Annotated in this window: 25 protein-coding genes; 20 read left to right on the forward strand and 5 right to left on the reverse strand. The window is 61.9% G+C overall.

Annotated elements, in window-relative coordinates; all coding sequences use genetic code 11:
• Positions 1–63: 63 nt before the first annotated feature.
• Positions 64–483, forward strand: coding sequence for a helix-turn-helix domain-containing protein (locus tag ACW4LP_RS00630; RefSeq protein ID WP_022739312.1), 420 nt, complete (start codon positions 64–66; stop codon positions 481–483).
• A gap of 19 nt (positions 484–502) precedes the next feature.
• Positions 503–1,822, forward strand: a complete 1,320-nt coding sequence (locus tag ACW4LP_RS00635; protein WP_455803372.1) for a serine/threonine protein kinase — start codon at positions 503–505, stop codon at positions 1,820–1,822.
• Between the two features lie 118 nt (positions 1,823–1,940).
• On the opposite strand, the gene ACW4LP_RS00640 is transcribed toward ACW4LP_RS00635, so the two are convergent.
• From ACW4LP_RS00640 to ACW4LP_RS00650, 3 genes are all read right to left on the reverse strand, one after another.
• Positions 1,941–2,828: a TrmH family RNA methyltransferase gene (locus tag ACW4LP_RS00640; protein WP_455803373.1), complete on the reverse strand. Its 888-nt coding sequence runs from the start codon at positions 2,826–2,828 to the stop codon at positions 1,941–1,943.
• A gap of 15 nt (positions 2,829–2,843) precedes the next feature.
• Positions 2,844–3,926, reverse strand: a complete 1,083-nt coding sequence (locus ACW4LP_RS00645; RefSeq protein ID WP_278570697.1) for an acyltransferase family protein — start codon at positions 3,924–3,926, stop codon at positions 2,844–2,846.
• A 283-nt stretch (positions 3,927–4,209) separates the two neighbouring features.
• On the reverse strand, positions 4,210–5,031 hold the full coding sequence (locus tag ACW4LP_RS00650; RefSeq protein ID WP_022739316.1) for a helix-turn-helix transcriptional regulator: 822 nt from the start codon (positions 5,029–5,031) through the stop codon (positions 4,210–4,212).
• A gap of 643 nt (positions 5,032–5,674) precedes the next feature.
• On the opposite strand from ACW4LP_RS00650, the gene ACW4LP_RS00655 reads away from it, so the two are divergent.
• The 6 genes from ACW4LP_RS00655 to ACW4LP_RS00680 all read left to right on the forward strand — a co-directional run bounded on the left by ACW4LP_RS00655 (position 5,675) and on the right by ACW4LP_RS00680 (position 11,089).
• Positions 5,675–6,622 (forward strand): undecaprenyl-diphosphate phosphatase, encoded by a 948-nt coding sequence (locus ACW4LP_RS00655; protein ID WP_278570699.1) that lies wholly within the window; start codon positions 5,675–5,677, stop codon positions 6,620–6,622.
• 382 nt (positions 6,623–7,004) lie between these two features.
• Positions 7,005–7,982, forward strand: a complete 978-nt coding sequence (nrfD, locus tag ACW4LP_RS00660) for an NrfD/PsrC family molybdoenzyme membrane anchor subunit (protein WP_173114072.1) — start codon at positions 7,005–7,007, stop codon at positions 7,980–7,982.
• A gap of 21 nt (positions 7,983–8,003) precedes the next feature.
• Positions 8,004–8,465: a GntR family transcriptional regulator gene (locus ACW4LP_RS00665; RefSeq protein WP_114539269.1), complete on the forward strand. Its 462-nt coding sequence runs from the start codon at positions 8,004–8,006 to the stop codon at positions 8,463–8,465.
• Positions 8,466–9,398 carry a slipin family protein gene (locus ACW4LP_RS00670; protein WP_455803374.1) on the forward strand — a complete coding sequence of 311 codons (933 nt, stop codon included), beginning with the start codon at positions 8,466–8,468 and terminating at the stop codon, positions 9,396–9,398. It begins immediately after the preceding gene.
• Positions 9,399–9,509: 111 nt separating this feature from the next.
• On the forward strand, positions 9,510–9,803 hold the full coding sequence (locus tag ACW4LP_RS00675) for a helix-turn-helix transcriptional regulator (protein WP_022739321.1): 294 nt from the start codon (positions 9,510–9,512) through the stop codon (positions 9,801–9,803).
• Positions 9,800–11,089 carry a HipA domain-containing protein gene (locus ACW4LP_RS00680; protein ID WP_278570708.1) on the forward strand — a complete coding sequence of 430 codons (1,290 nt, stop codon included), beginning with the start codon at positions 9,800–9,802 and terminating at the stop codon, positions 11,087–11,089. The genes ACW4LP_RS00675 and ACW4LP_RS00680 overlap by 4 nt, the downstream gene beginning before the upstream one ends.
• A gap of 4 nt (positions 11,090–11,093) precedes the next feature.
• Here the strand turns inward: ACW4LP_RS00680 and ACW4LP_RS00685 are convergent, their stop codons facing one another.
• Positions 11,094–11,336: a helix-turn-helix domain-containing protein gene (locus ACW4LP_RS00685; protein WP_278570709.1), complete on the reverse strand. Its 243-nt coding sequence runs from the start codon at positions 11,334–11,336 to the stop codon at positions 11,094–11,096.
• Here ACW4LP_RS00685 and ACW4LP_RS00690 point away from each other — a divergent pair.
• The 10 genes from ACW4LP_RS00690 to aroF all read left to right on the forward strand — a co-directional run bounded on the left by ACW4LP_RS00690 (position 11,335) and on the right by aroF (position 19,967).
• The gene (locus ACW4LP_RS00690) at positions 11,335–11,652 is read left to right on the forward strand and encodes a hypothetical protein (RefSeq protein WP_223900591.1); all 318 of its coding nucleotides are present in this window, start codon (positions 11,335–11,337) and stop codon (positions 11,650–11,652) included. The genes ACW4LP_RS00685 and ACW4LP_RS00690 overlap by 2 nt on opposite strands.
• Entirely contained in the window at positions 11,645–11,920 is a 276-nt protein-coding gene (locus ACW4LP_RS00695; protein WP_278570710.1) for a hypothetical protein, read from the forward strand. The genes ACW4LP_RS00690 and ACW4LP_RS00695 overlap by 8 nt, the downstream gene beginning before the upstream one ends.
• Positions 11,921–12,200: 280 nt before the next feature.
• Positions 12,201–14,609, forward strand: a complete 2,409-nt coding sequence (locus tag ACW4LP_RS00700; protein ID WP_278570711.1) for a molybdopterin-dependent oxidoreductase — start codon at positions 12,201–12,203, stop codon at positions 14,607–14,609.
• A gap of 10 nt (positions 14,610–14,619) precedes the next feature.
• Positions 14,620–15,237: a 4Fe-4S dicluster domain-containing protein gene (locus tag ACW4LP_RS00705; RefSeq protein WP_223900593.1), complete on the forward strand. Its 618-nt coding sequence runs from the start codon at positions 14,620–14,622 to the stop codon at positions 15,235–15,237.
• A gap of 151 nt (positions 15,238–15,388) precedes the next feature.
• Positions 15,389–16,591, forward strand: coding sequence for an NrfD/PsrC family molybdoenzyme membrane anchor subunit (nrfD, locus tag ACW4LP_RS00710; RefSeq protein ID WP_278570713.1), 1,203 nt, complete (start codon positions 15,389–15,391; stop codon positions 16,589–16,591).
• A 112-nt stretch (positions 16,592–16,703) separates the two neighbouring features.
• The gene (locus ACW4LP_RS00715) at positions 16,704–17,390 is read left to right on the forward strand and encodes a nucleotidyltransferase domain-containing protein (RefSeq protein ID WP_161127741.1); all 687 of its coding nucleotides are present in this window, start codon (positions 16,704–16,706) and stop codon (positions 17,388–17,390) included.
• Positions 17,380–17,769: a HepT-like ribonuclease domain-containing protein gene (locus ACW4LP_RS00720; protein ID WP_117284742.1), complete on the forward strand. Its 390-nt coding sequence runs from the start codon at positions 17,380–17,382 to the stop codon at positions 17,767–17,769. Before ACW4LP_RS00715 ends, ACW4LP_RS00720 begins: the two co-directional genes overlap by 11 nt.
• Positions 17,770–18,028: 259 nt before the next feature.
• On the forward strand, positions 18,029–18,592 hold the full coding sequence (locus tag ACW4LP_RS00725) for an HdeD family acid-resistance protein (RefSeq protein WP_022739331.1): 564 nt from the start codon (positions 18,029–18,031) through the stop codon (positions 18,590–18,592).
• A gap of 296 nt (positions 18,593–18,888) precedes the next feature.
• Positions 18,889–19,170, forward strand: a complete 282-nt coding sequence (locus ACW4LP_RS00730; protein ID WP_022739332.1) for a chorismate mutase — start codon at positions 18,889–18,891, stop codon at positions 19,168–19,170.
• On the forward strand, positions 19,167–19,967 hold the full coding sequence (aroF, locus tag ACW4LP_RS00735) for a 3-deoxy-7-phosphoheptulonate synthase (protein WP_455803375.1): 801 nt from the start codon (positions 19,167–19,169) through the stop codon (positions 19,965–19,967). Before ACW4LP_RS00730 ends, aroF begins: the two co-directional genes overlap by 4 nt.
• Positions 19,968–20,078: 111 nt before the next feature.
• On the opposite strand, the gene ACW4LP_RS00740 is transcribed toward aroF, so the two are convergent.
• Entirely contained in the window at positions 20,079–20,654 is a 576-nt protein-coding gene (locus ACW4LP_RS00740; protein ID WP_161127740.1) for a DUF1269 domain-containing protein, read from the reverse strand.
• A gap of 628 nt (positions 20,655–21,282) precedes the next feature.
• Here ACW4LP_RS00740 and ACW4LP_RS00745 point away from each other — a divergent pair.
• Together ACW4LP_RS00745 and ACW4LP_RS00750 are read left to right on the forward strand one after the other, a co-directional pair.
• Positions 21,283–22,269: a hypothetical protein gene (locus ACW4LP_RS00745; RefSeq protein ID WP_117284737.1), complete on the forward strand. Its 987-nt coding sequence runs from the start codon at positions 21,283–21,285 to the stop codon at positions 22,267–22,269.
• 831 nt (positions 22,270–23,100) lie between these two features.
• On the forward strand, positions 23,101–23,709 hold the full coding sequence (locus ACW4LP_RS00750; protein ID WP_117284736.1) for a hypothetical protein: 609 nt from the start codon (positions 23,101–23,103) through the stop codon (positions 23,707–23,709).
• The last annotated feature ends 31 nt before the right edge of the window (positions 23,710–23,740 follow it).

The raw sequence follows: 23,740 nt of genomic DNA on the forward strand, positions 1-23,740 counted from the left end.
AGGCGGGCGCTCGAGGCGCTACAATAGGGGCTTCGTGATATGGGTCGAAGGAGAAAGAAGCGCGTGGAGGAACCGCTGACAGAGGATATGCTGGCCGAGCTCTTGGACGCGCCGGATCCGCGGGCGTTCATCAAACGGCGCGAGGTGGGCGAGCGCAGCTTGGCGGAGTACCTGGACGCCCTTCTGCTAGAGAAGGGGCTGAAGCGCTCAGTGGTGGTGAGAGAGGCCGGTATCAACGAGACCTTCGGCTACCAGATTTTCACCGGCGCTCGGCGCGCCTCGCGGGATAACTTGCTGAAACTTGCCTTCGCTATGGGATGCTCGTTGCGCGAGACGAACCGCCTTTTGCAGGCGGGAGGCGCCAACGAGCTGTATTGCAAGAATCGGCGAGATGCCATTGTCATCTTCGCCATCAGCCATGGCTATACGCTGCAGAAGACTGAGGAGGAGCTTTACCGGTTCGGCGAGGCGACCATTAGCTAACTTTGGTACCATGGCATTTATGGAAAACGACCCTCTTGCCGCATACCTTGACGCCCTTGCCCGCGACGTGTGCTATCGCGTCGATGAGGTATTGAAGACGGCGCCCCATGAGGCGACCGAGGTGGTGTACTTTGTGGGGGCCAACGCGGCGGAGCTCGGACCGTTCGTTCGCAAGCGCATCGCGGCTGATGCGGCCATGGGAGACGCCTACGGCCACTTGTTCCAAGCGCAGCGCGCCGGGTGTCGCTTCCGACATTTGCCGCGCATCTACGATGTTCATACCACTGGCAACGAGCTGGTGGTGGTCATGGAATACATCCAGGGACGCACACTGCGGGACGAGGTGTACGAACGCGACGGATCGGTCGCCCTGGCGGCGCAGTGGTTTCCACTCCTTTGCGACGGGGTGATGGAATTGCACGAGCAGTTCTCGCCGCCTTTGATCCATCGCGATTTGAAGCCGACGAACATCGTGGTGAGCGATGCGGGTCTCACGATCATCGACTTCGGCATTGCCCGGGCCTTTCGCGAGGGGGCTGCGGGGGACACGGCTCATTTCGGCACGCGCTGCTACGCGCCGCCCGAGCAGTTCGGCTACGGGCAGACCGACGAGTGCAGCGACGTGTACGCGCTGGGAATGCTGCTCTACTACCTGCTGGCCGAGCGCGATCCGTCGCCGTCGGTGGCTGCGGCGGGGTTCGCGGGGCCGGAAGTGCCTTTCGCGCTGCGCCCCGTGCTCCAGCGTGCCTGCGCCTTTGATCCGGCGGCCCGCTTCCAGACGGTGCGCGACCTGAAGTCTGCGTTCCTCGCGGCGCTCGCCCCAGCCGGGGCTTCTCCTGCAGACCGGGGTGTCGTTGTGACCCAGGTCGCCGGCGCGGGTCGGGTTTCCCCTGCGGATTGGGCCGCGACGGCGGTGAGTGCCGCAGCTCCGATCGATGACAGACCGCATGGCGTAGTCGTTTCTCGGGTAAGGCGTGCTTTCTCGACGCTCTCCTCCGGTGAGACGGCAGGGCTCGTGGTCGATGTCGCCCTCTTGGTGGTGTGGCTGCTGTTCATGGCAGTTCTCATCGCAATGCCGTTCACGCCCGACGAACGTTACGCCACCTGGCCGTTCTGGCTGATCGCCTTTCAGTATTGGACGTTCGGTATTCCGTTCTTCACGGGCTTTCTTTTCATTTTGACCGACGTCCGCGTTTTACGTCGGGCGGCTCCGAGGCTTCGCCTTCTGCAGGGAGCTCGTTTGCGAATCTTGGGCATCGCGCTGGTTGTCGTGGGCGTGATAGCCGTGGGCGTGACGATGGCGATCGCGAACGCCATGGGACTTCCGACCGGCTCGTAGGGGGCCGAGCTTCCGCTCCATTCGTAGGGGGCGACCTCGGTCGCCCCTCACAAGAGGGATAACCTTGCCTGATGAGGGCTGACCAAGGTCAGCCCCTACGGGATGTGGCTGCGCGACGCTAGCCTTCCCGGCGGGTTTCCCAGAAGGCGACGGCGCTGGCGGCGGCGACGTTCAGGGAATCGACCCCGTGGTGCATGGGGATGCGCACGGTCCAGTCGCAGGCGGCGATGGTGGAGGCGGCCAGGCCGTCGCCTTCCGTGCCCAGTACGAGGGCCAGCTTGTCGGCTGCCTTCAGGCGCGTATCGGCGATGGAAAGCGCGTCGTCGGCCAGGGCCAGGGCGGCTGTGACAAAGCCGGCCTCGCGCAGGCGCGCCACGCCTTCGGCCGCCCAATCGCGCGCGTGCCCGATGCGGGCCCAGGGCACTTGGAACACCGTGCCCATGGAAACGCGCGACGCGCGGCGGAACAGCGGGTCGTGGCAGGCCGGCGTGAGCAGCACCGCATCGATGCCGAGGGCGGCGGCGCTGCGGAAGATGGCCCCGATGTTGGTGTAGTTCGTGACGTCCTCCAGCACGGCGACGCGGTGGGCGCCAGTAAGCAGGGCGGCCAGGTCGGGCTCGGGCGGCCGGTGAAAGGCGGCCAAGGGCCCGCGGGTCATCTCGTAGCCGGTGATGGCGCGCATCTCCTCCGAGGAGACCACGGCCACGGGGGCGGCCGGATTAGCCGCGCGCACCTTTTCCAAGAGCGCTTCGGAGGCGGCGAGCCAGCGCGCATCGGTGAGCACGGCGAAGGGGACGCACCCGGCATTAAGGGCGCGGTCGATGACGTTCACGGACTCAGCGACGAACAGGCCCGACGCCAAGCGCTCCGGCGCGCCCTCCGGGTCGATGGCGCGGGCCAGGCCCACGAGCTGCTTGGGGTCGCGCAGCTGCCCGTCGGTCATGGACGAGAACGGCGCCAGATACGGGTCCTGCCCCGCCAGGAAAGATGTTTGCGACTTGTTCATGGGCCCTAGTATACGTTAGTGCGGCGTCTTCCGGAGCATGGTGGCCGGCGCGGGCGGCAGATAGCGGGCCGGATACACGATGATGCCGGCCTTCCCAAGGCGCGAAAGGGCGGCCATGATCAGCACCGGCATGCCGTAGCAGACGAGCGCCGCCCCCGCGGCCGCCATCCACGGTGCTGCCGCGATGGAGATGCCGGCCGCCTTCCAAAGATGGAAGTACAGGGCGAGGCAGATGCCGTGGAAGAGCCAGATGGCCATGGTGTAGCGGGTCACGAAGCCGTAGAAGCGGTTCTGCCGCCCGCTGCGGAACACGGTGGAGAACAGGGAGGTCGCCCACAGCACGCCGAGCGCGTCCAGAACGGCGTGGGACGTCTCGCCGGTCCAGCCGGCGTAGAAGGCGATCACGCTGGTGGCCACCCACAGGGCGCCGAGGGCCCAGGCCTTCTCGGATCCGCGCACGAGGGGCAGGCCCCGGTAGAGCGCCATGGCCATGCCGCCGGCGACCCAGATCCAGTTCTCGGCCACGGAGGTGACGGCGTAGGGGAGGCGCGTGGCCATCTCGGCGGTGGCGGGCAGCGAAGCGAGCGCCACGATGGCCGCTTTCGCTGCGACGGCGGCGAACAGGAGGCCGCTGGCGTTGCGGCGGCTCTTCACGGTGGGGGTGATGGCGTAAATGATGAGGCAGGTATAGAAGTAGCCGACGGGAATGACGGGCTCGATGAAGAGCGCGCGGAGGAGATCGGCGACCGACAAGGGCGGCTGAGCGCCGACGGCCGAGTTCGTGAGCAGCACGAGCACGGTGAACGCCGCGAAGGGGATGCCCATGAGCGCCAGCTCGCGGCGGAGGTTCTGGCCCCAGGCGCGAGGGGTGCGCGTCGTGCGGTAGCGCTGGTAGAGAAAGCCCAGGCAGAAGTAGAAAATCGGCAGCTGGAAGGGAACGAGGTACTCGAGAATCCACCGACTGGCGGTCGAGGGGGTGAAAAGGCCCTGGGCGCTGCAGGTGGTGATGAGGGTGCCGAAGGCGATGAGGAGGGACGCGGTGGCTTCCACGTTGTGCGTCCAGACGTCCTTGGGGCCGCCGGAGCCGTGGCCGTGCATCTCGCCTTCGGGGACGTCGGGCGTCTTTCGAGAGCGGCTTCCCGCAAATGTTGCCGAGTCTTTCGGGCGGCCGTCAGGGGAGGCGGTCGTTGTGCTTTCGAGTTGCGGCGATGCAGGGCACGCTATGTCGGCGAAGTTGCTCATGGGTTCATGGTAGCACGCGGGCACCACGACGAAGGCGGCGCGCGGGCGTCTGTTTCCCCAATGATGACCTCTCGCGGACGCGCCTGCGAGTGCCGGCGCCGCCTAGCAGATGGGCGGGCGCGCTAGCGAACGGCGCTGGCTATGGCCGTCCTCCCTCCTGCCTGCCGTGGCGCAGGGCTGCCCTGCTGCGGAGGGTCGTGGGGCTGCCAGCGGGACGGTCGGGATCTCCGCGCTCTTGCTCGCTGCCAGGGTTTTGCGCGGGGAGGCCCGTCGCCGGGTTGTCGGAGCCGCCCCCGGGCAAGCAGGTATTTTGGCCGCGGAGGGCGCATCCGGGGCGCGCGGCGCCTCGGCCGTCGGGCGGTGTCGTTTGGTTGCTGCGGCAGCAGGGAGTGTCGCGACGGCCGCCGTCGCTCCGGTCGTCGTTGCGCTCGTCGGCCAGGATGACACGCTCGAAATCGCGCCGATTGCTGACATAGGCCTTCCGGAAGATATTCGTGGCATGGAATTGCACCGTGCGCACGGCCAGGTGCCGCTCGGCGGCGATGGTCGCATAGCTTTGATGCTGCAGGATGAGCTTGGCAATGGGCATCTCCTTGGGCGTGAGGCCCAGACTGTCCAGCTCTCCCTGGATCTGCTCGGCACGGGTGACGCGGCGCATTTGCTGCGTGCGCAGGCTTCTCTCCCGCAAGGCCAGCATCATGCCGAGTGCCGCCAGGGCGCAGGCCGCTGCCAAGGATCCGAACACGAGGGTCGACTGGTCGAGGTTCGCCGGCGCTGGCGCTCCGGCGGCGAACGAAACGGCAGCGCCGATGAGCACGAGAGCTAGCCCGAAGGAAGCCACGGCGCCTGCGAACAGGAGCGCGCCCGTCCGGTCGGTGCGCTCGCCGGTGTTTTCGCGGTTGAGCGGGGAGGGATGGAGGATGGGCGGGATCAGACCGCCGGGGTGGGCAGCTTTCAGCATGATAGTATCCTTTTGTCGGAAGGGGGAGACCCTTCGGTTGGTGGGCGCATCCGTGATGAGGCAAGGACGTCCGTGCGCCGCGGGTTGTGCCGCAGTGCGCCTGAGCGCCAGGAAGAGGGCGAGGCCTGTTGAGTTGAAAGCTGCGTTTGCCGGGCCGGAAAAACATTTCGCTTCCGGTCTCTCGCGGGTGTCCCATGATACCCCAATGGAACTGACATCGTTGGTAAAAGTGCGATCTTCGATAGTTTTATTACCACGATGCTTGGTGTTCGTTGGCGCATCGTTGCTTTCGAAAAGAGGCCTTGATCAGGGAAAACGAACCTGCTTGATATGTTGTATCTGACATGAAATCGGCTATGTCCACAAGCCGTGGTGGAATGGGCGGCACGCGCGACACGACGGGTTGTGTCGCGCGCTGCGAGCGCTGGGCTGGCCGGCGCCTCGGTAGACCAAAGTGACAAACGTGGACTTTCTCCGTAGGAATCCTGACGATTCGCAGTGCCGTGATAGCATTTCCGAGGCTCGAAAGAGGGAGTGCCCCTTGTGCGCTTTTCCTCGTGTTGGCGGCGCGCTCTGGCCTGGGTTGCCGCTCGCCGCTTGGGCCGACAGGCAAGCAAATCGTACGGAGGCAGTTTCTGTGGACATGTTCATCGAAGTTCTGAAGGCGTTCTTCATCGGCGTCGTGGAGGGCATCACCGAATGGCTGCCCATCTCTTCCACGGGCCACATGATTCTCGTGGACGAGTTCGTGAAGCTGAACGTGTCGGCGGAGTTCCTGGAGCTGTTCTTGGTGGTCATCCAACTGGGTGCCATCATGGCCGTGCTCATCCTGTACTTCCATAAGCTGAACCCGTTCTCGCCGAGAAAGACGTCGGTCGAGAAGCGCGGTACGTGGCGGCTGTGGGGCATGGTGGCCATCGGCTGCATCCCAGCGGCGGCCATCGGGCTTACGCTGGACGACTTCTTCAACGAGTACTTCTACAACGCGTGGACGGTGGCCATCGCCCTTATCGTCTACGGCGTCGTGTTCATCCTGCTGGAGCGTCGTAACCGTCGGCGCGAGGCAGCCTATCTGGCCAGTCGCGCCCCCCGGCGTCCCCGCGGCGCCCATGCGCGTCCCGTGCCCGAGGTGGGTCCGGGCGACGATGGCGACGACGCCGAGATGGCCCTGTTCCGCGTGCGCACCGTGGACGAGATCGACTGGAAGACGTCGCTGAAGATCGGCTGCTTCCAAATGCTTGCCATCATCCCCGGCACGTCGCGCTCGGGCTCCACCATCATCGGCGGCATGCTGTGCGGCTGCTCGCGCACGGCGGCGGCGGAGTTCACGTTCTTTCTCGCGATTCCCGTCATGTTCGGCTGGGGCGTGCTGAAGCTCATCAAGTATCTGATGGCCGTGGGTCTGGCCATGACGGCCACCGAGATCGCCGTGCTCGTGGTGGGCATCGTGACGGCATTCGTGGTGTCGGTGATCTCCATCAAGTTCCTCATGGGCTACATCAAGAAGAACGACTTCACGGCGTTCGGCGTCTACCGCATCATCGTAGGTTTGCTGGTGCTCGCCTACTTCGGCGTGAAGGTGTTGCTGTAACCGACGCAAAAGCGGCGCGATTTCAACGTGAATTAACCGTGCGAATCGGGAACGAAGGCCTTCTCGGAAAAGCTTGCCGTCGGATTCGGGCTGTTTTTTCGAGTTGTTAGACTTTAGGTACGCGCGATGGTTCGCTCAAAAACTGTGGCAGAACAAAATGTGTAAGAAAAGTAATAAAATACGATATATGAGAAGACAAGATGGAAGCAGGCAATCACCTGCGAGCGCGTTGGATGTCTAACAACTCGAAATTCTTGGTGCTGCTCTCCCTGAATCTTTCCTGACGGACACATCGCTTCTTCGATTGTCTTATGATAATCTTAACGCCGGAATGCGGGGTCGGTGGGTTCCGTAGGCATTGTCTAGGGCAAGAGGAGGAGTCGTGTTCAGCGAACTGGTGGTTGCTTACCTCTTTCTGGGAGGGACAGGGGCGGGCGCGCTCTTGATTGCCGCAGTGCTGATGCTCCTCGCTGACGAGAGAGCCGTGAGCCGCGGAGTGGTTGTGCGCTTCAGAGACAACGGAAGCGCTGCCTATCGCCGACTGTTCGTGCCGATACTCGTGGCCTCGCTGGTAGTCTTAGTGCTGGGGGCCCTGTGCCTTGCGGCTGATGTGGGGCGCCTCGATCGCATCCTTTTGCTGGCGGTTTCATCCCCTTCGAATTATCTGGTCGTAGGATTCTGGGCACTTTTGCTTTGTGGCACGTTGGCGGCAGCCATGCTTCTTGTGTGGCTCGGGGTGCCGTCGGTGTCTCTGCCTCTATTCAGAGCGCTCGCTGTCTTGCTTGCGGCGGTGTCTTTCGTCGCGGTGATCTATACGGGACTGTTGCTGTCGGGTATGCCGTCGGTGCCGTTGTGGTTCGGCCCGTGGCTGCCGGGGCTGTTCGCGATCTCGGCTCTCTCGTGCGGAGTGGCGCTTGTGGGCATGGTGGCAGTATTTTCGGGAATGGCGACGGTTTTCGGCCGAACGATGCGGCAAGTCGTTCGCGCCGATATGGTTCTCCTTGCCCTGGAGGCGGTCGTCGTGGCGCTGTGGCTCGGTGCAGCGTGGCTGGAACACGGCGGCTCGGCTTCCTCGGGGGCAACGCCTACCGATGCGGCCGCGTTGGCATCGGTGGCCTCCGTATTGAACGGTGCGTGCTCTCTGCCGTTCTGGGGCGGCCTTGTGCTCGTTGGCCTTGTTGCTCCTTTTGCGATAGAGGCTGTCCTCGCGCGTTGCAATGCGAGTAAGGACGTCGCCGAGGCGTCTCTCGCCTCGCGCGCGTTGCTCGCCAGCGCCGGTTGCGTTCTTGTTGGCGGCGCCTGTTTGCGCGCGGTCGTAGTGGCGGCCGGGATGCTGCCCGTTGTTTCCGTCCCCTTCTAGTCCTTGAGAGAAAGGTCGTCCATGTTTCCCTTCGAAGTTGATCCGACAAGCGACTTGCCCCTGTGGGTGCAGCTGCGCAACCGCATCGCCTACCTCATCAACGACGGCACCCTGGCGCCCGGCGACAAGCTGCCCACGGTGCGCGGCCTGGCTTCGGAAATCTCCATCAACTACAACACGGTGAACAAGGCCTACCTGAGCCTCGTGTCCGACGGGTATTTGGAATCGACGCGGGGTCGTGGCGTGTTCGTGACCGATTTGGGTGCGAAGATGGGTGCGGAAGGGGAGGGCGAGGCCGACGCGGTGCTGGACGAGTGCATCGCCTCGTGTCGCGAGCTGGGCATGGGACTAGACGATATCGAGCGCGCCATGAGCCGAAAGATCAAGCGCCTGAAGTACGATGAGGCCCGTGAGCGCGGCGAGGTGTCTGCCCGCATCATCGATTTCGAGAAGCCCGGAGCCCGGGCCGAGAAGGGAGCCTAAATGTCCCGCAAGGAGAAGTCTTCCGGCGAGCGCCGGTTCCGCGTGGCGCCCGATGCGGCCACGGAGGTGGTGGGGGAGCGTGCGTCCTCGACGGGCGTGCTGCTGTTCTCCGCCGTGCTGTTCGTCGCGGTGCTCGCTGCGGTGCTGGGCATCGGCTGGCTTACGGTCGGCCGTGTGACGTTGGAGGTCATCGTGGTGGCGGCCCTCGCGGCGCTGCTCGCCATCGGCTGCTGCCATGTCGCTCAGCAGTGGGAGCGCGTGGTGGTGCTTCGCCTCGGGCGCTTTAACCGCGTGTCGGGGCCGGGGCTGTTCTGGACTATTCCCGTCATCGAGTCGAACACCATGCGGGTGGACACGCGCACCCGGGTGACCACCTTCTACGCCGAGGAGACGCTGACGGCCGATCTCGTGCCCATGAACGTGGACGCCGTGCTGTTCTGGCACGTGTGGGACGCCGCCGCGGCCTGCACCGAAGTGGGCGACTTCACCCGCGCCGTGGAGATGGCGGCCCAAACGGCCCTGCGCGACGCCATCGGCCGGGCAAGCGCCGCCGAGGTGGCCATCCGCCGCGAGCAGCTGGATCGGGAGCTCAAACGGGTGCTGGAGGAGAAGGTGGCGCCCTGGGGCGTGACCGTGCTTTCGGTGGAGGTGCGCGACATTCTGCTGCCGAAGGAGCTGCAGGAGGCCATGAGTCTGGAGGCCCAGGCCGAGCAACGCAAGAAGGCCCGCATCATCCTCATGGAGGCGGAGCACGACATCTACGAGATCTTGGACGAAATGGAAGGGCTCATCGGCGACCACGAGGCGGTCTCGCGCCTGCGCACCATGCACCTGCTGAACGAGTCGCTGCGCGAGGGCAAGGGCACCGTCGTCATCCCTAGCGCCTTCGCCGAGGGCTTCAACGAGGGCCTGGGCGACCTGCTCAAGGGCTAACTGTCAAAAATATTTGACAATCACCTCGTTTTCCAATCTATCAAGAATATTTGACATTTTCCCGATATCGGCTAATATCAAGAAAAATTGATATCCGATGGGAGATGTACGATGAAGTGGACCAATGTGTACGGCCTTGACCAGCTCGGGTCGTTTCTCCAGAAAACCCGCAAGGAAAAGGGGTACACCCAAGATGAGTTCGCCGAGATCATCGGTGCCTCCCACGCCACCCTTTCGGCTCTTGAAAATGGCAAGGGCGTCAGCTCCCAGACCCTCATGCGTGCCATCAGCGATTTGGGCTTGAAGCTGGTGGTGCTCCCCAAGGGCGCTCAAGCCGAAGTGCATGATGCCCCTGCGTCGGTGGTGTCGCTTCTGCGCTCGCGCCAAGAAGGGGGTCAACAGTGAATTCCGAGACCCTTGAGGTTCGCCTCGGCGGCGAGAAGATTGGGCAACTGGCTCGCACGAAGAATGGCGCTCGTTTCGCGTTCTCGGAAGAGACGGTTTCGGAGCGCCCCTTTTCGCCTCTGCTCTCAACGGCGCTCTGCGTGCAAGAGGAACCCTTCGGTGTCCGGCGGACGTTTTCCTGGTTCTCGGGGCTTTTGCCCGAAGACGCGAGGCTCGCTGAGCTGCAGCGGTTCTACGGCGTTGCCGAGGGCGACTATTTCGGATTGCTCGCCCAGATTGGTTGGGAGTGCGCCGGCGCCGTTGAGGTGATGCCCTCGGAAGATTGGGCGTTGGCGCGTGCGAGCCAGGAGCTGCCGCGCGAGAAGCGATTGACTCCCGAGGAACTGTCGGCGCGCCTGGCGGCATTGCCGTCGCACCCTTACGATGACGCATCTTCTCTGCGGGTGTCGCTTGGCGGGTTTCAGGAGAAGCTGTGCGTGATTGCGAGATCAGAAGACTGGGCTGCGGCCGAGCCGGGCCATAGGGCTTTGAATTCTGTGGCGCTTCCTTTGGACGGGGCTCCTTCAACACATATATTGAAGCCGCAGCCCCAGGGCCGGCTTGCAGGATTAGTCGAAGCGGAAGCATGGGGAATGGAGGTCGCGCGACATGTGACGGAGACGGCTGGCTCGGCCATTCTCGATTTGCCCGACGCGCCGCCTACGCTGGCTGTGGAACGCTTCGACCGAGTTGAAACCGAACGGGGGCTCGTGCGGCTGCACCAGGAAGACTGCGCGCAGGCGTTCGGCATAGAGCCGGGGCGCAAGTACGCGGCAACAGCGACGCCCACGAAAAGCGATCCGACCTATAAGGGCATTGCCGAGCTGCTGTCCCGCTATGCCGCCGACTCGCTGGAAGAGCGCAAGCGGCTGCTGCGGCATCTCTTCGTGAACACCGTTCTGGGAAATACCGACGCTCACGCCAAGAACTACGCGCTGCTCCACGGGGGCGACGAGGTGTGCCTCGCGCCGCTCTATGACGTCGTGCCAGCCCTTGAGATTACGCCGAACGTGCTGTTCATGGGCTTGCGCATCGATGGCCGCATTCGCATCGATAGGATCGAGCGAGAGAATATTGTAGCTGAGGCCCGCTCATGGGGCCTGCCTGCTCGCGTCGTAGACGAAGTGCTTGGAAAGGCGGCGGAAGATGTTCGCCTCGGCATCGCGATTGCCTCCGAGCCGTATCCCGAAGCCGGCGCCCGCCACGCCGCGCCCGCTTTGGAGCGGTTGAAGGCGATGGGATTCTAGATTCCTACAGGCAGGCAGCTTGGTTGAAGGGACGGATTCGCTTGAGCTCGGGGGCGAGCTTGCGCCTTGTGATTTCCAGGTCGTAGGCTTCTTGGGCGCGAAGCCAGTAGCCATCGGTGAGGCCGAAGAAGCGGCAGAAGCGCAAATCAGAATCCGTTGATCTATGGAACTGAATTTGATATTGAATAAGGTATCGATTTTGAGTACTATATAGATACCTAACTAAGAACTTTAAGGAGATTGCCATGCCAGTTCCTGCATATGAGGCACCAAGGGCTACCCCTATCTACTCCTTTGCCGCCTTGAAAACCAAGCAAAGAGAAATTAAAGACAGGGCTGCTGAAGAAGTGGTCCACATTACCGAGAACGGCAATGCTGCTTACATCTTTTGCTCCGAGGATGTTTTAGCACAAGAAAAAGCGCGTGCTGTAGAGGAGGCGTTGTACGAGCGAAGAGTTATGGAAGTGCTCGAGAGGGGAGAGGCCGATTTTGCGGCCGGGCGTGTATTCCATGGCGTAGCGGAAGCAAGAGCCGAAGTCGAAAAGAGGCTTGGTCGTGGCTAAAGTCGAGGTCTCTGAAGGCTTTGTTGAGGATATGACCCAGGTATACATGGACTCAAAGCGCGAGGAGATATGGTATGCGGTATCTCTTCTTGAGTTTGCGCCCGAGATGGGGTCGAGGATACTGCCCACTTCAATCAAGCGACGCTTCGGCGACACGGTTCGCAAAGTCGTTGTAGACCCCTTCGATATAATCTACCGCTATTTTGCTGAGCAGGATTTGGTCTATGTAGTGGGCTTAGTGCACCAGCGCGCGGCTCACAATAGATGAACTATCCTCAAAATAGATAACCTGTTTTGAAAATTGTCCTATGATAATCCTTGCATTGTCATAGGACAATTTGCTATAGTGCTTCCCGTGGAATTTGGCCAATTCTCAAGGATTACCAGAAGAGGGGATAGCGACCTGCGCAGTTGAGGAGACGCAGGCGCAAAGAGTCTAAGACCCACTGGCGCGGCGACATTGTCGCAATCCATTCGCGGCGCATGCATTCGCCGCAGGTGCGCGTGGCGTCCCACGGCTCGATCCCTGGGAATTCAAAGGAGGAGAGATGTCCGAAGCAACCCATCCCACGGGCGGACTCACTCGACGCGGTTTCTTGAAGACTACCGGCGCCGCAGCCGCGGGCCTCGCCTGCGCGGGCGCTGTGGGCGTGGCCATTGGCGGCGGCGCGCTGGCACCGACGAAAGCCACAGCTGACGGCGGCGAGAAAACGATTTACACCCTGCACCAGTTCATGTGCCAGGGAAATTGTTCCATCAAGTGCACGGTGCGCGACGGCCATCTGGCGAAGATCGAACCGAGCGATGCCGTTGATCCGAAATATCGGCGCTGCTGCATGAAGGGTCTTTCCGAGATAGAGCATGTGTATAGTCCGCTGCGTCTGCAAACGCCCCTGAAGCGCGTTGGCGAACGTGGAGAAGGTAAGTTCGAGAAGATCAGCTGGGACGAGGCTATGGAGATCGTCGGCACCGAGCTCAAGCGCGCCTGGGACGCTTACGGCAAGGAGTCGGTCTACATTTCCGCCTCTAACGAACCGCGCTTTGGCATGCTCGCCTCGATTCTGGGTGCCGGCACGGGTGTGGAGCCGGGTATCGATCGAGGTATCGGCAACGGTGTGGATCCTGCCATTGGCGGCGGTGGCTTTGCGTCGTGCTCCAACGAGACGCGGGACTGGGTGAACGCGAAGACTATTATCTTGAGCGGTATCAATTTCTTGGAGACCTCACTCATGCGTTCCGATGATTTCTTCGACGCAAAACGAGCCGGCGCTGAAATCATTGTCGTGGATCCGCATTTCTCGACTACGGCATCGAAGGCAAATCAGTGGATTCCTCTCAAGCCCGGAACTGATGGCGCGCTGTACTTGTCGATGATCTCGCATATCATCGACAACAAATGGTACAACGAGGACTATATGCGCGCCCATACTTCTATGCCGTTCCTCTTGGATCTGGCTACCGGCGAATTGCTGCGTAGCGGAAAGACGCCCAAGATCGATCCTGCCACCGGCGAGGCCGCCGATCCCGCCGACTATCTCGTATGGGACACGGCGACTAATGCGGCTGTTCCCTATGACGCTCCCGGTGTTTCTGCCGCGCTTGAAGGTATATATGAGGTCGCAGGCCAGAAAGTCGTTCCGGTGTTCGAGCAGCTTAAGGCCAGTCAGAAAGACTACACCACCGCCTGGGCCGCGGAGAAATGCGATATCGATCAGGAGGTCATCGAGGCGCTGGCGGAAAAGTACGCTACCGGCGGTCCTGCCTATCTGTGCTTCGGCTACGGTGGTTCAGACAAGTTCTCGAACCCCGATATCCAGGGTCACGCCATGGTAATTCTCACGGCGCTCACGGGGCAGATTGGTAAGCCTGGTGCGGCTTTGGGGCACCCCGGCGGCGGTCAGGGCTATGGGGCGGCGCTGGCGGCGTGGCCCTTGCCGGAAGATATGGTGCCGGCAGACATTCCCGTGCGTGCCGATCGTTTCGCCGATACGGACGCGGGCGTGCATGTCATCATATCGCTCGGCAACACCTTGCAGCAGTACTACGCGAACATGAACAAGACGCGCGAATGGCTGCCGAAGCTCGACTTCATTTTGCATGTGGGCATGTACGACGAGGATTCCGCGGCTTTTGCCGATGTGGTGCTGCCGGTATGCTCGAAGTTCGAGGACACGGTGGAGCACAGCATTGTGCGAGGCGGCTACAACCATATTCAGCTGTCGCAGAAATGCATTGATCCGCTTTTCGAGTCGAAGCCCGATTACGATGTCATGTACCTTATCGCCAAATCGGTGGGTCTCGAATCGGTGCTTCCCGAAGGCGCCGAGCAACTGGCCCGCTTCCAGATCGATGAGGCGACCGATCCGCTGGTGGCCGGCATCACCTTCGACGCTCTCGTGCAGAACCACAATACGATGCCCCTGGCGGGAATCGAGGAGCCGCGCATCGGGTACGCCGATCTCCAATTCCCCACGCCAACGGGGCGTATGGAGATCTACTACGAGCCCCAGCACCATTCGGGTCAGGCGCTTCCCCAGTGGGAGGAGAACAACGAGGTCTTCGACGGCAATCCGCTTATGGAAAAGTATCCGCTGCAGCTTGCCCAAACCCGCACGCGATTCTTCGTGCACTCCCATTTCCGCGGTGCGGCGTGGCTCGCGCAGTTCTACACGCCGCGTATCGAGCTGAATCCGCAGGCGATGGCCGAGCGCGGACTTGAGGATGGCGATGCCGTGGAAGTCTTCAATGATCGCGGATCGTTCAGTTGCCAGGCTTTCGGGAACAACGCCATTCGCCCCACCTCCGCGCGCATTTACGAAGCCGCGTGGTCGAAGGATTGCATCTCGGGGAATCCGCAAAACGTGACGAACGATCATGTGAACGAACGCGACGCCGACCTTCTTACCGGCGCCCCCATTCCCTTCAACGACACGCTAGTGGAAGTGCGAAAGGCTTAAGGTGACTACCATGACGAAACTGGGAATTGCCATCGATCTCGAGCGTTGCGTTGGCTGCCATACCTGTGCGAACGCTTGCAAAATGCAGAACAACGTGCCCACGGGAATGCTTTGGAACCGCGTTACCACCGAGGGGTGCGACGTGATCGACGGAGCCGTCGGCACCTATCCGAACCTGACGCGCACGTTCCTCCCCGTTGCTTGCCAGCATTGCGAGAATCCTGCCTGTCAGCGCGTGTGCCCGACGGGTGCCACTTACAAGGACGAGATGGGCCGCGTGGAGATCGACTATGACAAGTGTATCGGCTGCCGCATGTGCATGGCCGCCTGTCCCTACAATGCGCGCTCTTTCAACTGGGAAGAGCCGGTGCGCGACGTGGACTTCAACTACGGCGATGCGGAAGTGCCGGTGCGCCCGCGCGGTGTGGCCGAGAAATGCACGCTGTGCCGCGAGCGAACCGATCGCGGCGAGGAGCCCATGTGCGTCGTGTGCTGTCCGACCCATGCCCGCATCTTTGGCGACCTGGACGATCCGGCCTCCGAGGTGTCGAAGGCCGTCGTCGAGCGAAAGGCTCACGCGCTTCTCGAAGAGCAGGGCACGCGTCCGCAGGTCTACTACTTCGATTAATGCGATCAATGCGCGGCGGGGCGGTTGCGCCGACGGCCTGATAAGCCGGTCCGGCAGCTCTTTTCGGGGGTTTGACGAGATCCCCTGGGGAAATGTGGCCCCTTGTGGCTGGCGCCCCGCCTTCTCTCCCTCATTCTGAAAGGTTCGAGAAATGGAACTTCTAACCAAGAACAAACTGCTCACGGCGGTACTTGCGGTGCTGTCGGTGGCGGGTATCGGAGCCTACATCTTCCAGCTGGTCGGCGGCCTGGCGGTGACGGGCATGTCCAACGGCGTGTCGTGGGGTCTCTACATCACCATGTTCATGTTCTTCGTGGGGCTTTCCGCCGGTGGCCTTATCGTGGCCTCCTCGGCGAGCGTCTTCCACATCAAGCGCTTCAAGGCTGTGGCTATGCCGGCAATCATCCTATCGACGGTGTGCATCTGTCTGGCGGGCATGTTCGTCCTCATCGACCTGGGCGGCATCCAGCGCATCTGGCGTATTGTGACCGGCCCCAATCCCACCTCGCCTCTGGTGTGGGACATCTGCGTCATCACGCTTTATCTGGTGATCAACGTGCTGTACCTGGTGAACATGCGCCGTGGCAACGACCACGCGGTGTCCGTTATCTCGCGGTTCGCCCTGCCCTGCGCCATTCTGGTGCACTCGGTGACCGCCTGGATTTTCGGTCTGCAAATTGCTAAGGAGGGCTGGTACTCGGCCATTATGGCGCCCATCTTCGTGGCCTCGGCCATGGACTCGGGCCTGGCGCTTCTGCTGTGCGTGCTGGCCGCGCTGAAGAAGGCGCGCCTGTTCGAGACCTCCCGCGAGCTTATGGCATCGCTGGCTGGGCTTCTGGCCACCTGCATCGCTGTAGACGCGTTCTTCATCTTCTGCGAGGTACTGACCATGGCCTATCCTGGGGCGGCCGGTGCTGAGACGCTGGCGCTCATGACGAGCGGGCCTACGTCGCCGTTCTTCTGGTTCGAGATCGTCGGCGGCTTGGTTGTCCCGTTCCTTGTGCTGGTGTTCGCGAAGAACCGCGAGCGCACGGGGCTCGTGGTGGGGGCGAGCGTGCTCGTCATCGCCGGCGTGCTCTGCAAGCGCCTGTGGCTTTTGTTCACCTCGTTCATCGTGCCGAACGTGGAGGGCGCCCCGGGCATCATGTCCGACGGCGGCTGGGCGCTTCTCGGCTCCTACGCACCGACGGTGCCCGAAGTGCTGATCGTGCTGGGCGTCGTGTCGGTGGGTACGCTGGGATTCATGGCCCTGGGCTCGAAGCTGCTCGTGCCCGCGACCGAGACCGAGCGCGTCTCCGCTCGTGCCGTTGCGGCAGTCGAGCCCGATGGTGATTTCGAGCCCCTGACCGCATAAGCCACAAGTAGATAACAGCACTAAGCTTAGGCGACCTGTCAGTAGTTGGCGGGTCGCCTTATGCTATACTTGCTTGGAAGCTTGGTACCAAGCGCTTGGTGAGGAGGAAAGCATGGCGGAGGCGGCTCGCATGGCGCCGCAGCGGATCAAAGTGTCCAGCAAGCGGCAGATCACTATTCCGGCAAAAGCTTATAAGGACATGGGCTTCACCGAGTATGCTCTCATCGAGCAAACCGACGAGGGACTGCTCATCAAGCCGCTGAACGTGGAGGACGAGGGAATGTCCCTTGACGTGCTGCGCCGGCTTATCGCCGAAGGCTACGAGGGTGAGGCGCTGGTCGAGCGCTACGCTGCCGTGTGCCCTCATGTGATTAAGTTCGAAGACGCACGGGCATGCACGGCCGTGGACGGGGGCGACGCGAGCGAGGCTAAGCGGTTGAACGAGGCCGCGAATAAGGACTGCGTGTCCCATTTTGGCATGGCGCGCGAGGTCTGCGAGACCGAAAGGGCGCATGTGCTTGAAGCTGTCGCCTCTGAGTGTGCCCGTTTCGCCGCCATCACGAAGGGCTACGTGTTTGGCTCGTTCGCCCGCGGGGATTTCGCTGCCGAAAGCGACGTGGATGTTCGCCTCGAGTACGATGGGGCGGCCCCCTTCACCCTGTTCGAGGTGTCCCAGTTCCAAAAGCACCTCGAACGTGCCTGCGGGCGCGCCGTCGACGTGGTGACGGCCAAGCAGATAAAGAATCCCAACCTCGCCGCGGCCATCGAGCGGGAGAAGGTGCTGGTCTATGAGCGCTAAGGCCACTGATCTCGCCCGCATTCAGGAAATGTTCGATCTCATCACGGAGACCCAAGGGCAAATTGAGCGTTTGGGCATCACCGAGGAGCGCTTCAAAAGGCCCGCTACTGATGCGGATCGGCTTTTCTCGGAGGCCATCATGAATCGGGTGCTCCGGGTGACTGAGGAAGCCGGTTCGCTCAGCGACGAAGCCCTTGCGCACTACGAATTCGAGCGCCGGGCTATCAAGGGCGTTCGCAATCGGCTTGCCCACGCCTATGGTGATGTAGACACCGATATTGTCTGGGATGTGGTGCAAGGGGACTTTCCCAAGTTGCTAGAAGGTTGTCAGGCGTACTGCGATGACTTGGGTCTGGAGCTGGAGTCTGCGCGACGCTAGAGCTATCCCCGCTGTTAACAAGATGGCAACAGCATTATTTCGCGCGGGTGCTCTTGTTGACGGAATGGTGGCAAGCTTCATCTCTGTTCAACCGATTGTTTTCAAGGAGCCCCCGACGGGCTTGGTTTTGTGCGCTCGCTTTACCATGACGCCCATAAGAGATAGCTTCGATGTCGAGTGCGCCATGGGAGGGGCCGGCGCCCGTCGGTATCGGATCGAGGCGAGAACGCCGTACGGGTCGGGCGATAGGAGCAGCGTCATGGAGAAGTTTCTGAACTTGGTGCGATCGAATAACATGGTGCAGGCGGTGCTTTGCATCGCATTCGGTCTGTTTCTGATGATCTATCCGTCCATTACCGTGCAGGGTATCATCTTGCTGTTCGGCGTGGCGCTCGCGGTCATGGGCGCGGCGGGGCTTGTGTCGTACTTCCGTCAGCGCAGTGTGCGCTACCGCGATTCGGGCACCCTTATGTCGGCGGTGTTCTACGTCATCATCGCGCTCATTGCGTTTATCTTTCCGAAAGTGATCGCCGGGTTCTTTTCGGTGGTGCTCGGCGTGGTGCTCATTTTGCTCGCTATCGTGAACGTGGTGCGCGCCTTCGGGCTGCGCGCTTTCGGCAGCAGCATCTGGATTGCCGTGCTGGCGACGGCGGTGCTGGTGGGTATCGGCGGTGTGCTTATCGTGGTGAACCCGTGGGGCGCCTCCATGACCTTCGTGCTCGTGCTGGGCGCGACGTTCATCGTCAACGGCGCGGTAGATCTGTTCATCGAGTGGTACACCCGCGATTCTGAGAAGAAGGCCGGCGGGATTTCGCGCCGGTAGACGTCTCTGCTGCGGGGCGAGTACCTCGCGGGACAGCGCGCCCCTGGGCCGCCCCGGCGCCGTGCAGCGTGGCAAATCGCGCAGGTCGGGATCGGCGACATCCTCGGCGCCGACGCGTTGGACACGCCCTTCGTTTTTGCCGATGCCTGCCCATTAAGGGCTTCTATATCCGTTTTCCCTTGCGACCCCCGTGCGGACGGGGGTCTTTGCTATCATGAACGCCACGCGAGGGCGGCGGCGCTTTAGGGCGGTGCGGCCAGGCTCGTTCAAGTTTTTGGTACACGAAAGGAAAAGCGATGTCTGAAGAGAACAGCAATCTTGCCGAGATTCAGAAGCATCGTGAGCAGATCGATGAGATCGACCGCGAGATCGTCGCGCTTCTGAACAAGCGCGCCGGCCACTCGCTGGTCATCCGTGGTCTGAAACCCGGTGCGCATCTGGGTCTGTACGACGCGCGCCGCGAGGAGGAAATCTTCGCGCGGGTGGATAGCTACAACGAGGGGCCGCTCTACAACGAGAACCTCCGGGAGATTTACGCTACCATCTTGAAGATCATGAAGGAGACGCCGTCCGTATGAGCGAAGTGAAGATTGCCCCCATTCCCGATCTCGGCCAGCGCACGGACGAGATCACCATTTACGCCGGGCCTTGCTCGGTGGAGTCCGCCGAGCAGTTCGAGGAAGTGGCCGAGTGCGTGGCCGATTTGGGCTTGCACTGGATTCGCGGCGGCGCGTTTAAGCCGCGCACTAACCCGCATTCTTTCCAGGGTCTCGGCGAAGAGGCCCTGAAGATCATGAAGGCCGCCGGCGATAAGTACAACCTGAAGACGCTTACCGAGGTGATGGACTCGGCCCATTGCCAGCTCGTGAGCGATTATGTGGACGGCCTGCAGGTGGGCGCCCGCAACTTCCAGAACTTCAGCCTGCTGAAGAAGATCGGCCAGGTGACCGCCGATACGCATCAGATGGTGCTGTACAAACGCGGTTTCGCCGGCACCATTGCCGAGTGGCTCGCCGCCACCGACTACATCACCGATTGCGGCAACGACAACGTGGTGCTCTGCGAGCGCGGTATCCGCACCTTCGAGACGGCCACGCGCTTCACGCTGGATATCGCGGCGGTGCCGGTTATCCACAAGCAGTCGCTGTACCCGGTGTGCATCGACGTGTCGCATCCGGCCGGCCAGCGCGATTTGGTGCCGGCCTTGGCGAAGGCCGCCGTGGCCGCCGGGGCCGACTCGCTCATGATCGAGGTGCACCCCAACCCGCCGGTGGCGCTGTCCGACGGTCCCCAGCAGCTGATGCCGGCCCAGTTCCGCGAGCTTGTCGCCGAGCTGCGCGAGTTGGCGGCTTGCCTGGGCAAGAAGATCGTGTAAGACGCTTCGACCGCCTTCTGGAATGGAAGCGGCCGCCCTTCCGAGTGGAGGGCGGCCGCTTTGTGCTTAGGGGCTCGACGTGGGCCGAGCGCATTGAGCGGGCTCGGCGCGCTACTTGTCTTTGCGAGCTTCGCGACGGGCCTTCCGAGCCTCCTTGCGGGCCTCGCGGAGCTGCTTGCGAGTCTCGGCGGCCAACGAGTCGCGCAGAGCCTCCCCGCGTTCCACCTCCGCATTCACCTCGTCGGCGTCCCAGCGGTAGATGATGCAGGTCTCGTCGAACTGGGCGTCCAGAGCGTCCTCGCTGTCCTCCTTGGCGAGCATCACGAGCGCCGTCGCGCCCGGCGTAAGCTCGCTCGCGCAGTATTCCATGAGGGAGTCATCGTCATCGATGTCCTTGTCGTCCATGGCCATGCCGGCCACAAGGCCGATGCCGGCGCCTAGAAGCACGCCGACCGGGCCGCCGAGCAAGCCGACCACGGCGCCGATGACCCCACCGAAGGCCGTGTTGTCGGTCTCGTCGTAGCCGTCCTGGTATCCGTCGGGCACCATGATGGCCCCGTCGACGTTCTTCACCACGGCCATCTCCAAAATGGTGAAGTCGGCCGTCGCCTCGTTGTCCTTCAGGCGGTTGAACTCCTCGTAGGCCTTCCCCTCGTCTTCGAAGGTGACCAGAACCACGTTATCCATGAGCGCTCCTTTGTCTCGCTGCGAATGGGCCGCCGTGCTGCGCGCGTCGCATGGGCGGCACGGCCGGCGGGCAATGCGACGGCGCCGCAGAGCGCCGCGCATCTTCGAGTATAGGGGAGCGAGGAGGTCGAAAGAGTCGCTGCCCTCGTCTGTCACGAGAGCGTTGCGGGGACGGGCGAGAGGTTCTGCGCGCATTTTTTTGCGAGGGCCTGTGCCAAGCCCCTCGGTGCTTCGTGTGCGAAATGGGCAAAACGGGGCACTTATCGTAGTTTTCGAGGAAGCAAGGGTGCTCTCCTTCGACGGACTGAACGAGAAATCCCTGTTCAGTGTCATCGCGAGGATAAAGCGTCCACTTTTGGGCTACGAGAAGTGCCCCATTTTGCACATTTGGAGCCGACAGCGCATAGGGCGGTTGCAGACGCGGGCGAGCCGACTGCGGAGGTGCAACCCCGGAGGCCGCAACCATGAGTGAAACGGTTGGCACAGCGGAGAGTTGGTGAATCTGCCGTTCGTGCGTCCTCGATACGCCTGGGCCGTTAAACTGCCCTGCATGCGATTCGTTCTCTACGGCACATCCTCATTCTCGTATTGGCTGTCGGCCCCTTGCCGGCCGTCGTCAAAGAGCGCCGTGGGAACAAATGCATTGAAGCGGTGTGTCCCGACGGCGCGGACAGTTGCTTATCTGGAGAAGATTTTCCCTCAGATTCCGCAGCCCTATCACGCGCTCGTACCCGATCATCGCAAAAGCACCGTTCCCCAGGCAGTAACTCATGTGTCGATTTATCCCTATCGGGAGAAGCCGTTCGTTCGCATCGCTGACGGCGTGTATGCAAGTTGCCCCGAGTTGTGCTTCGTGCAGCTCGCACTTGTTCTTCCTTTGCACGAGCTTTTAAAAGCGGGCGATGCCCTGTGCGGGATGTTCTTCATCGACCCGTCATCGCGCAACGGACTGGGCAGTAGAGCGCCTTTGACCTCGAAACGTCGCATCGAGTCGTTTATCCGCCGCAACGCTGGGCTACGTGGATCGGCGGCAGCGAAGTCGGCGCTGCGATTCGTGGTGGATAATGCCGCTTCACCGCCAGAGGCGTTTCTTTGGTCCGTGCTGAGCATTCCCCATCGTTATGGCGGCTATGCCCTCCCCGGATTGGAAATGAATCGACGCGTGAGGCCGAGCAAAAAAGCGCGCAAGATCGCCAAAAGGGAAACACTCGTCCCCGACCTCTGTCACAGCGAGTCGCGCCTGGCGATCGAGTACGATTCGAATGCCGAGCATCTTACTTCGCGACAGATCGCGAAGGATTCCTCGAAGCGGTTGGCATTGGAGGCCGATGGCTACAAGGTGATATCGGTGACGACACGGCAGCTGTACGATCGCAGTGAGATGCGCAGCGTGGCCCATGAGGCGGGGGCTCGCATGAGCAGGCGCATTCAAATTCGCGCCAAGAGTTTCGGGAACGCTCAGAGGAAACTGTATGCGACGGGATGGTCTCTGAAGGCCTACCATCGTCGCGAATGGCTGAAGGGGGAGGTTTCCGAAGGCGGGTTGAAGGAGTGCGTCCAGAACTCCGAAAGCGGATTGGAAGATTGTATCTGGGACGGATCTGCCTGGGATTGAGCGGCGGCTGTCTCGGGGTGTTCTTGTCGAGCGCGACCGAGGCGATCTGTTGGCTGCGAACCGCGATGGCTTGTCGGTTTCGGGCGGCGACGATCTGCGAAGTGGTACTCGCATTGCGAGGAGGTGCCTCGTTTTGTGCAAAATGCCCCACTTCTCGTAGCCATTTGGACTAGATGGGGCGACGCGGACAATTTCGACCTGGGAAAATGGTTCCGTTTTGAAGTTGAGCTGATCCTGGAGCCTGGTAAAACTACGAGAAGTACCCCGTTTTGCACATTTTTCGCTCTACTGCTTGGGCAAAGTTCTTCGTCGGCGCAACGGGTGAAAACTAGAGCCCGATGTGCCGGTTCGTTGGCAGGTTGCCGAATTGAGGGGTTGCGCGATCGGGATTCTGTGCTAAAGTACGCAACCAGCAATTGAATATACCTTAAACCGATGAGGCGAAAGTCAAGCCATCCGGGCACTCACAGAGAGCGGGCGCAGCTGAGATTCCCGCAGAACGCCAGAGGGTAAATGGATCGCCGAGGGAAAGGGGAAAGGCCCGCCGTCGTTTGTTCCGATGAGGCCGAGTATCTGGACCGTGAGCCTGCGTTAAAGGCAGAATGGGTGATGGCCCGTTCATGAGAGGGTTCGCATCGTGCGAATCAATTAAAGGTGGCACCGCAGATCAAGGGATCTGTCCTTTAAGCGAAGGACAGATCCCTTTTTTGTTGGGGTCGGCTGGGAACCTCTCGAAAGGCGTCGGCGAAGGAGCAATTGCTACGGAAGAGGACGCCCGCAGGCGCGGGCACGAGGGGCGGTGAGGAACCGCCCGAGAAAGGACTGATCGACATGGCAGAACTCCGTATGACCGCCGACGCTGAAACCGCGACCCCCGCCGCCGGTGCCAAGCGCACCGTGGCCGCATCCGAGAAGAAGGGGCTGGCCATTCAGGATCTCATTCTGGTAGCGGTGCTTTTGGCTGCCGGTGCCGTGCTGAAGCTCACGGTGGGCAGCCTTCTCGCCTCCTTCGGTATGAAGCCGAACTTCATCATCGCCGCCTACTGCTTGGCTATCATTCTCATTCGCCCGACGATCGCCCAGTCGCTCGTCATCGGCCTTATCGCCGGGCTCGTGTGCCAGATTCCGATGCTGAACGCCACGCCGCTGCTCAACATCCCCTCGGAGCTGCTGGGTGCTCTGGTGTGCGGCCTGCTCATCCGCGTGCCCATGAAGATCGGCAAGCTGGATGTGAACCCGCTTGTGAACACCTTCGTCTCCACCTGCGTGTCCGGCTTCACCTTCGCGGCGCTATCCGCCTACATCAACGTCGTGTCCGTGGGCGGCGACTTCGCCGTGGCCATGGCGGCCTACGTGGCCATCGTGCTGGGCACCGCCACCTTCAACTGCATCTTCGTCGAGGTGCTGGCGACGCCTCTGAAGAAGGTGCTGAAGCGTTAAACTGCTGGTCCGGCGCGAGCTGCGGGGCGTG

The sequence above is a fragment of the Adlercreutzia sp. CNCM I-6215 genome (genome assembly GCF_977072315.1).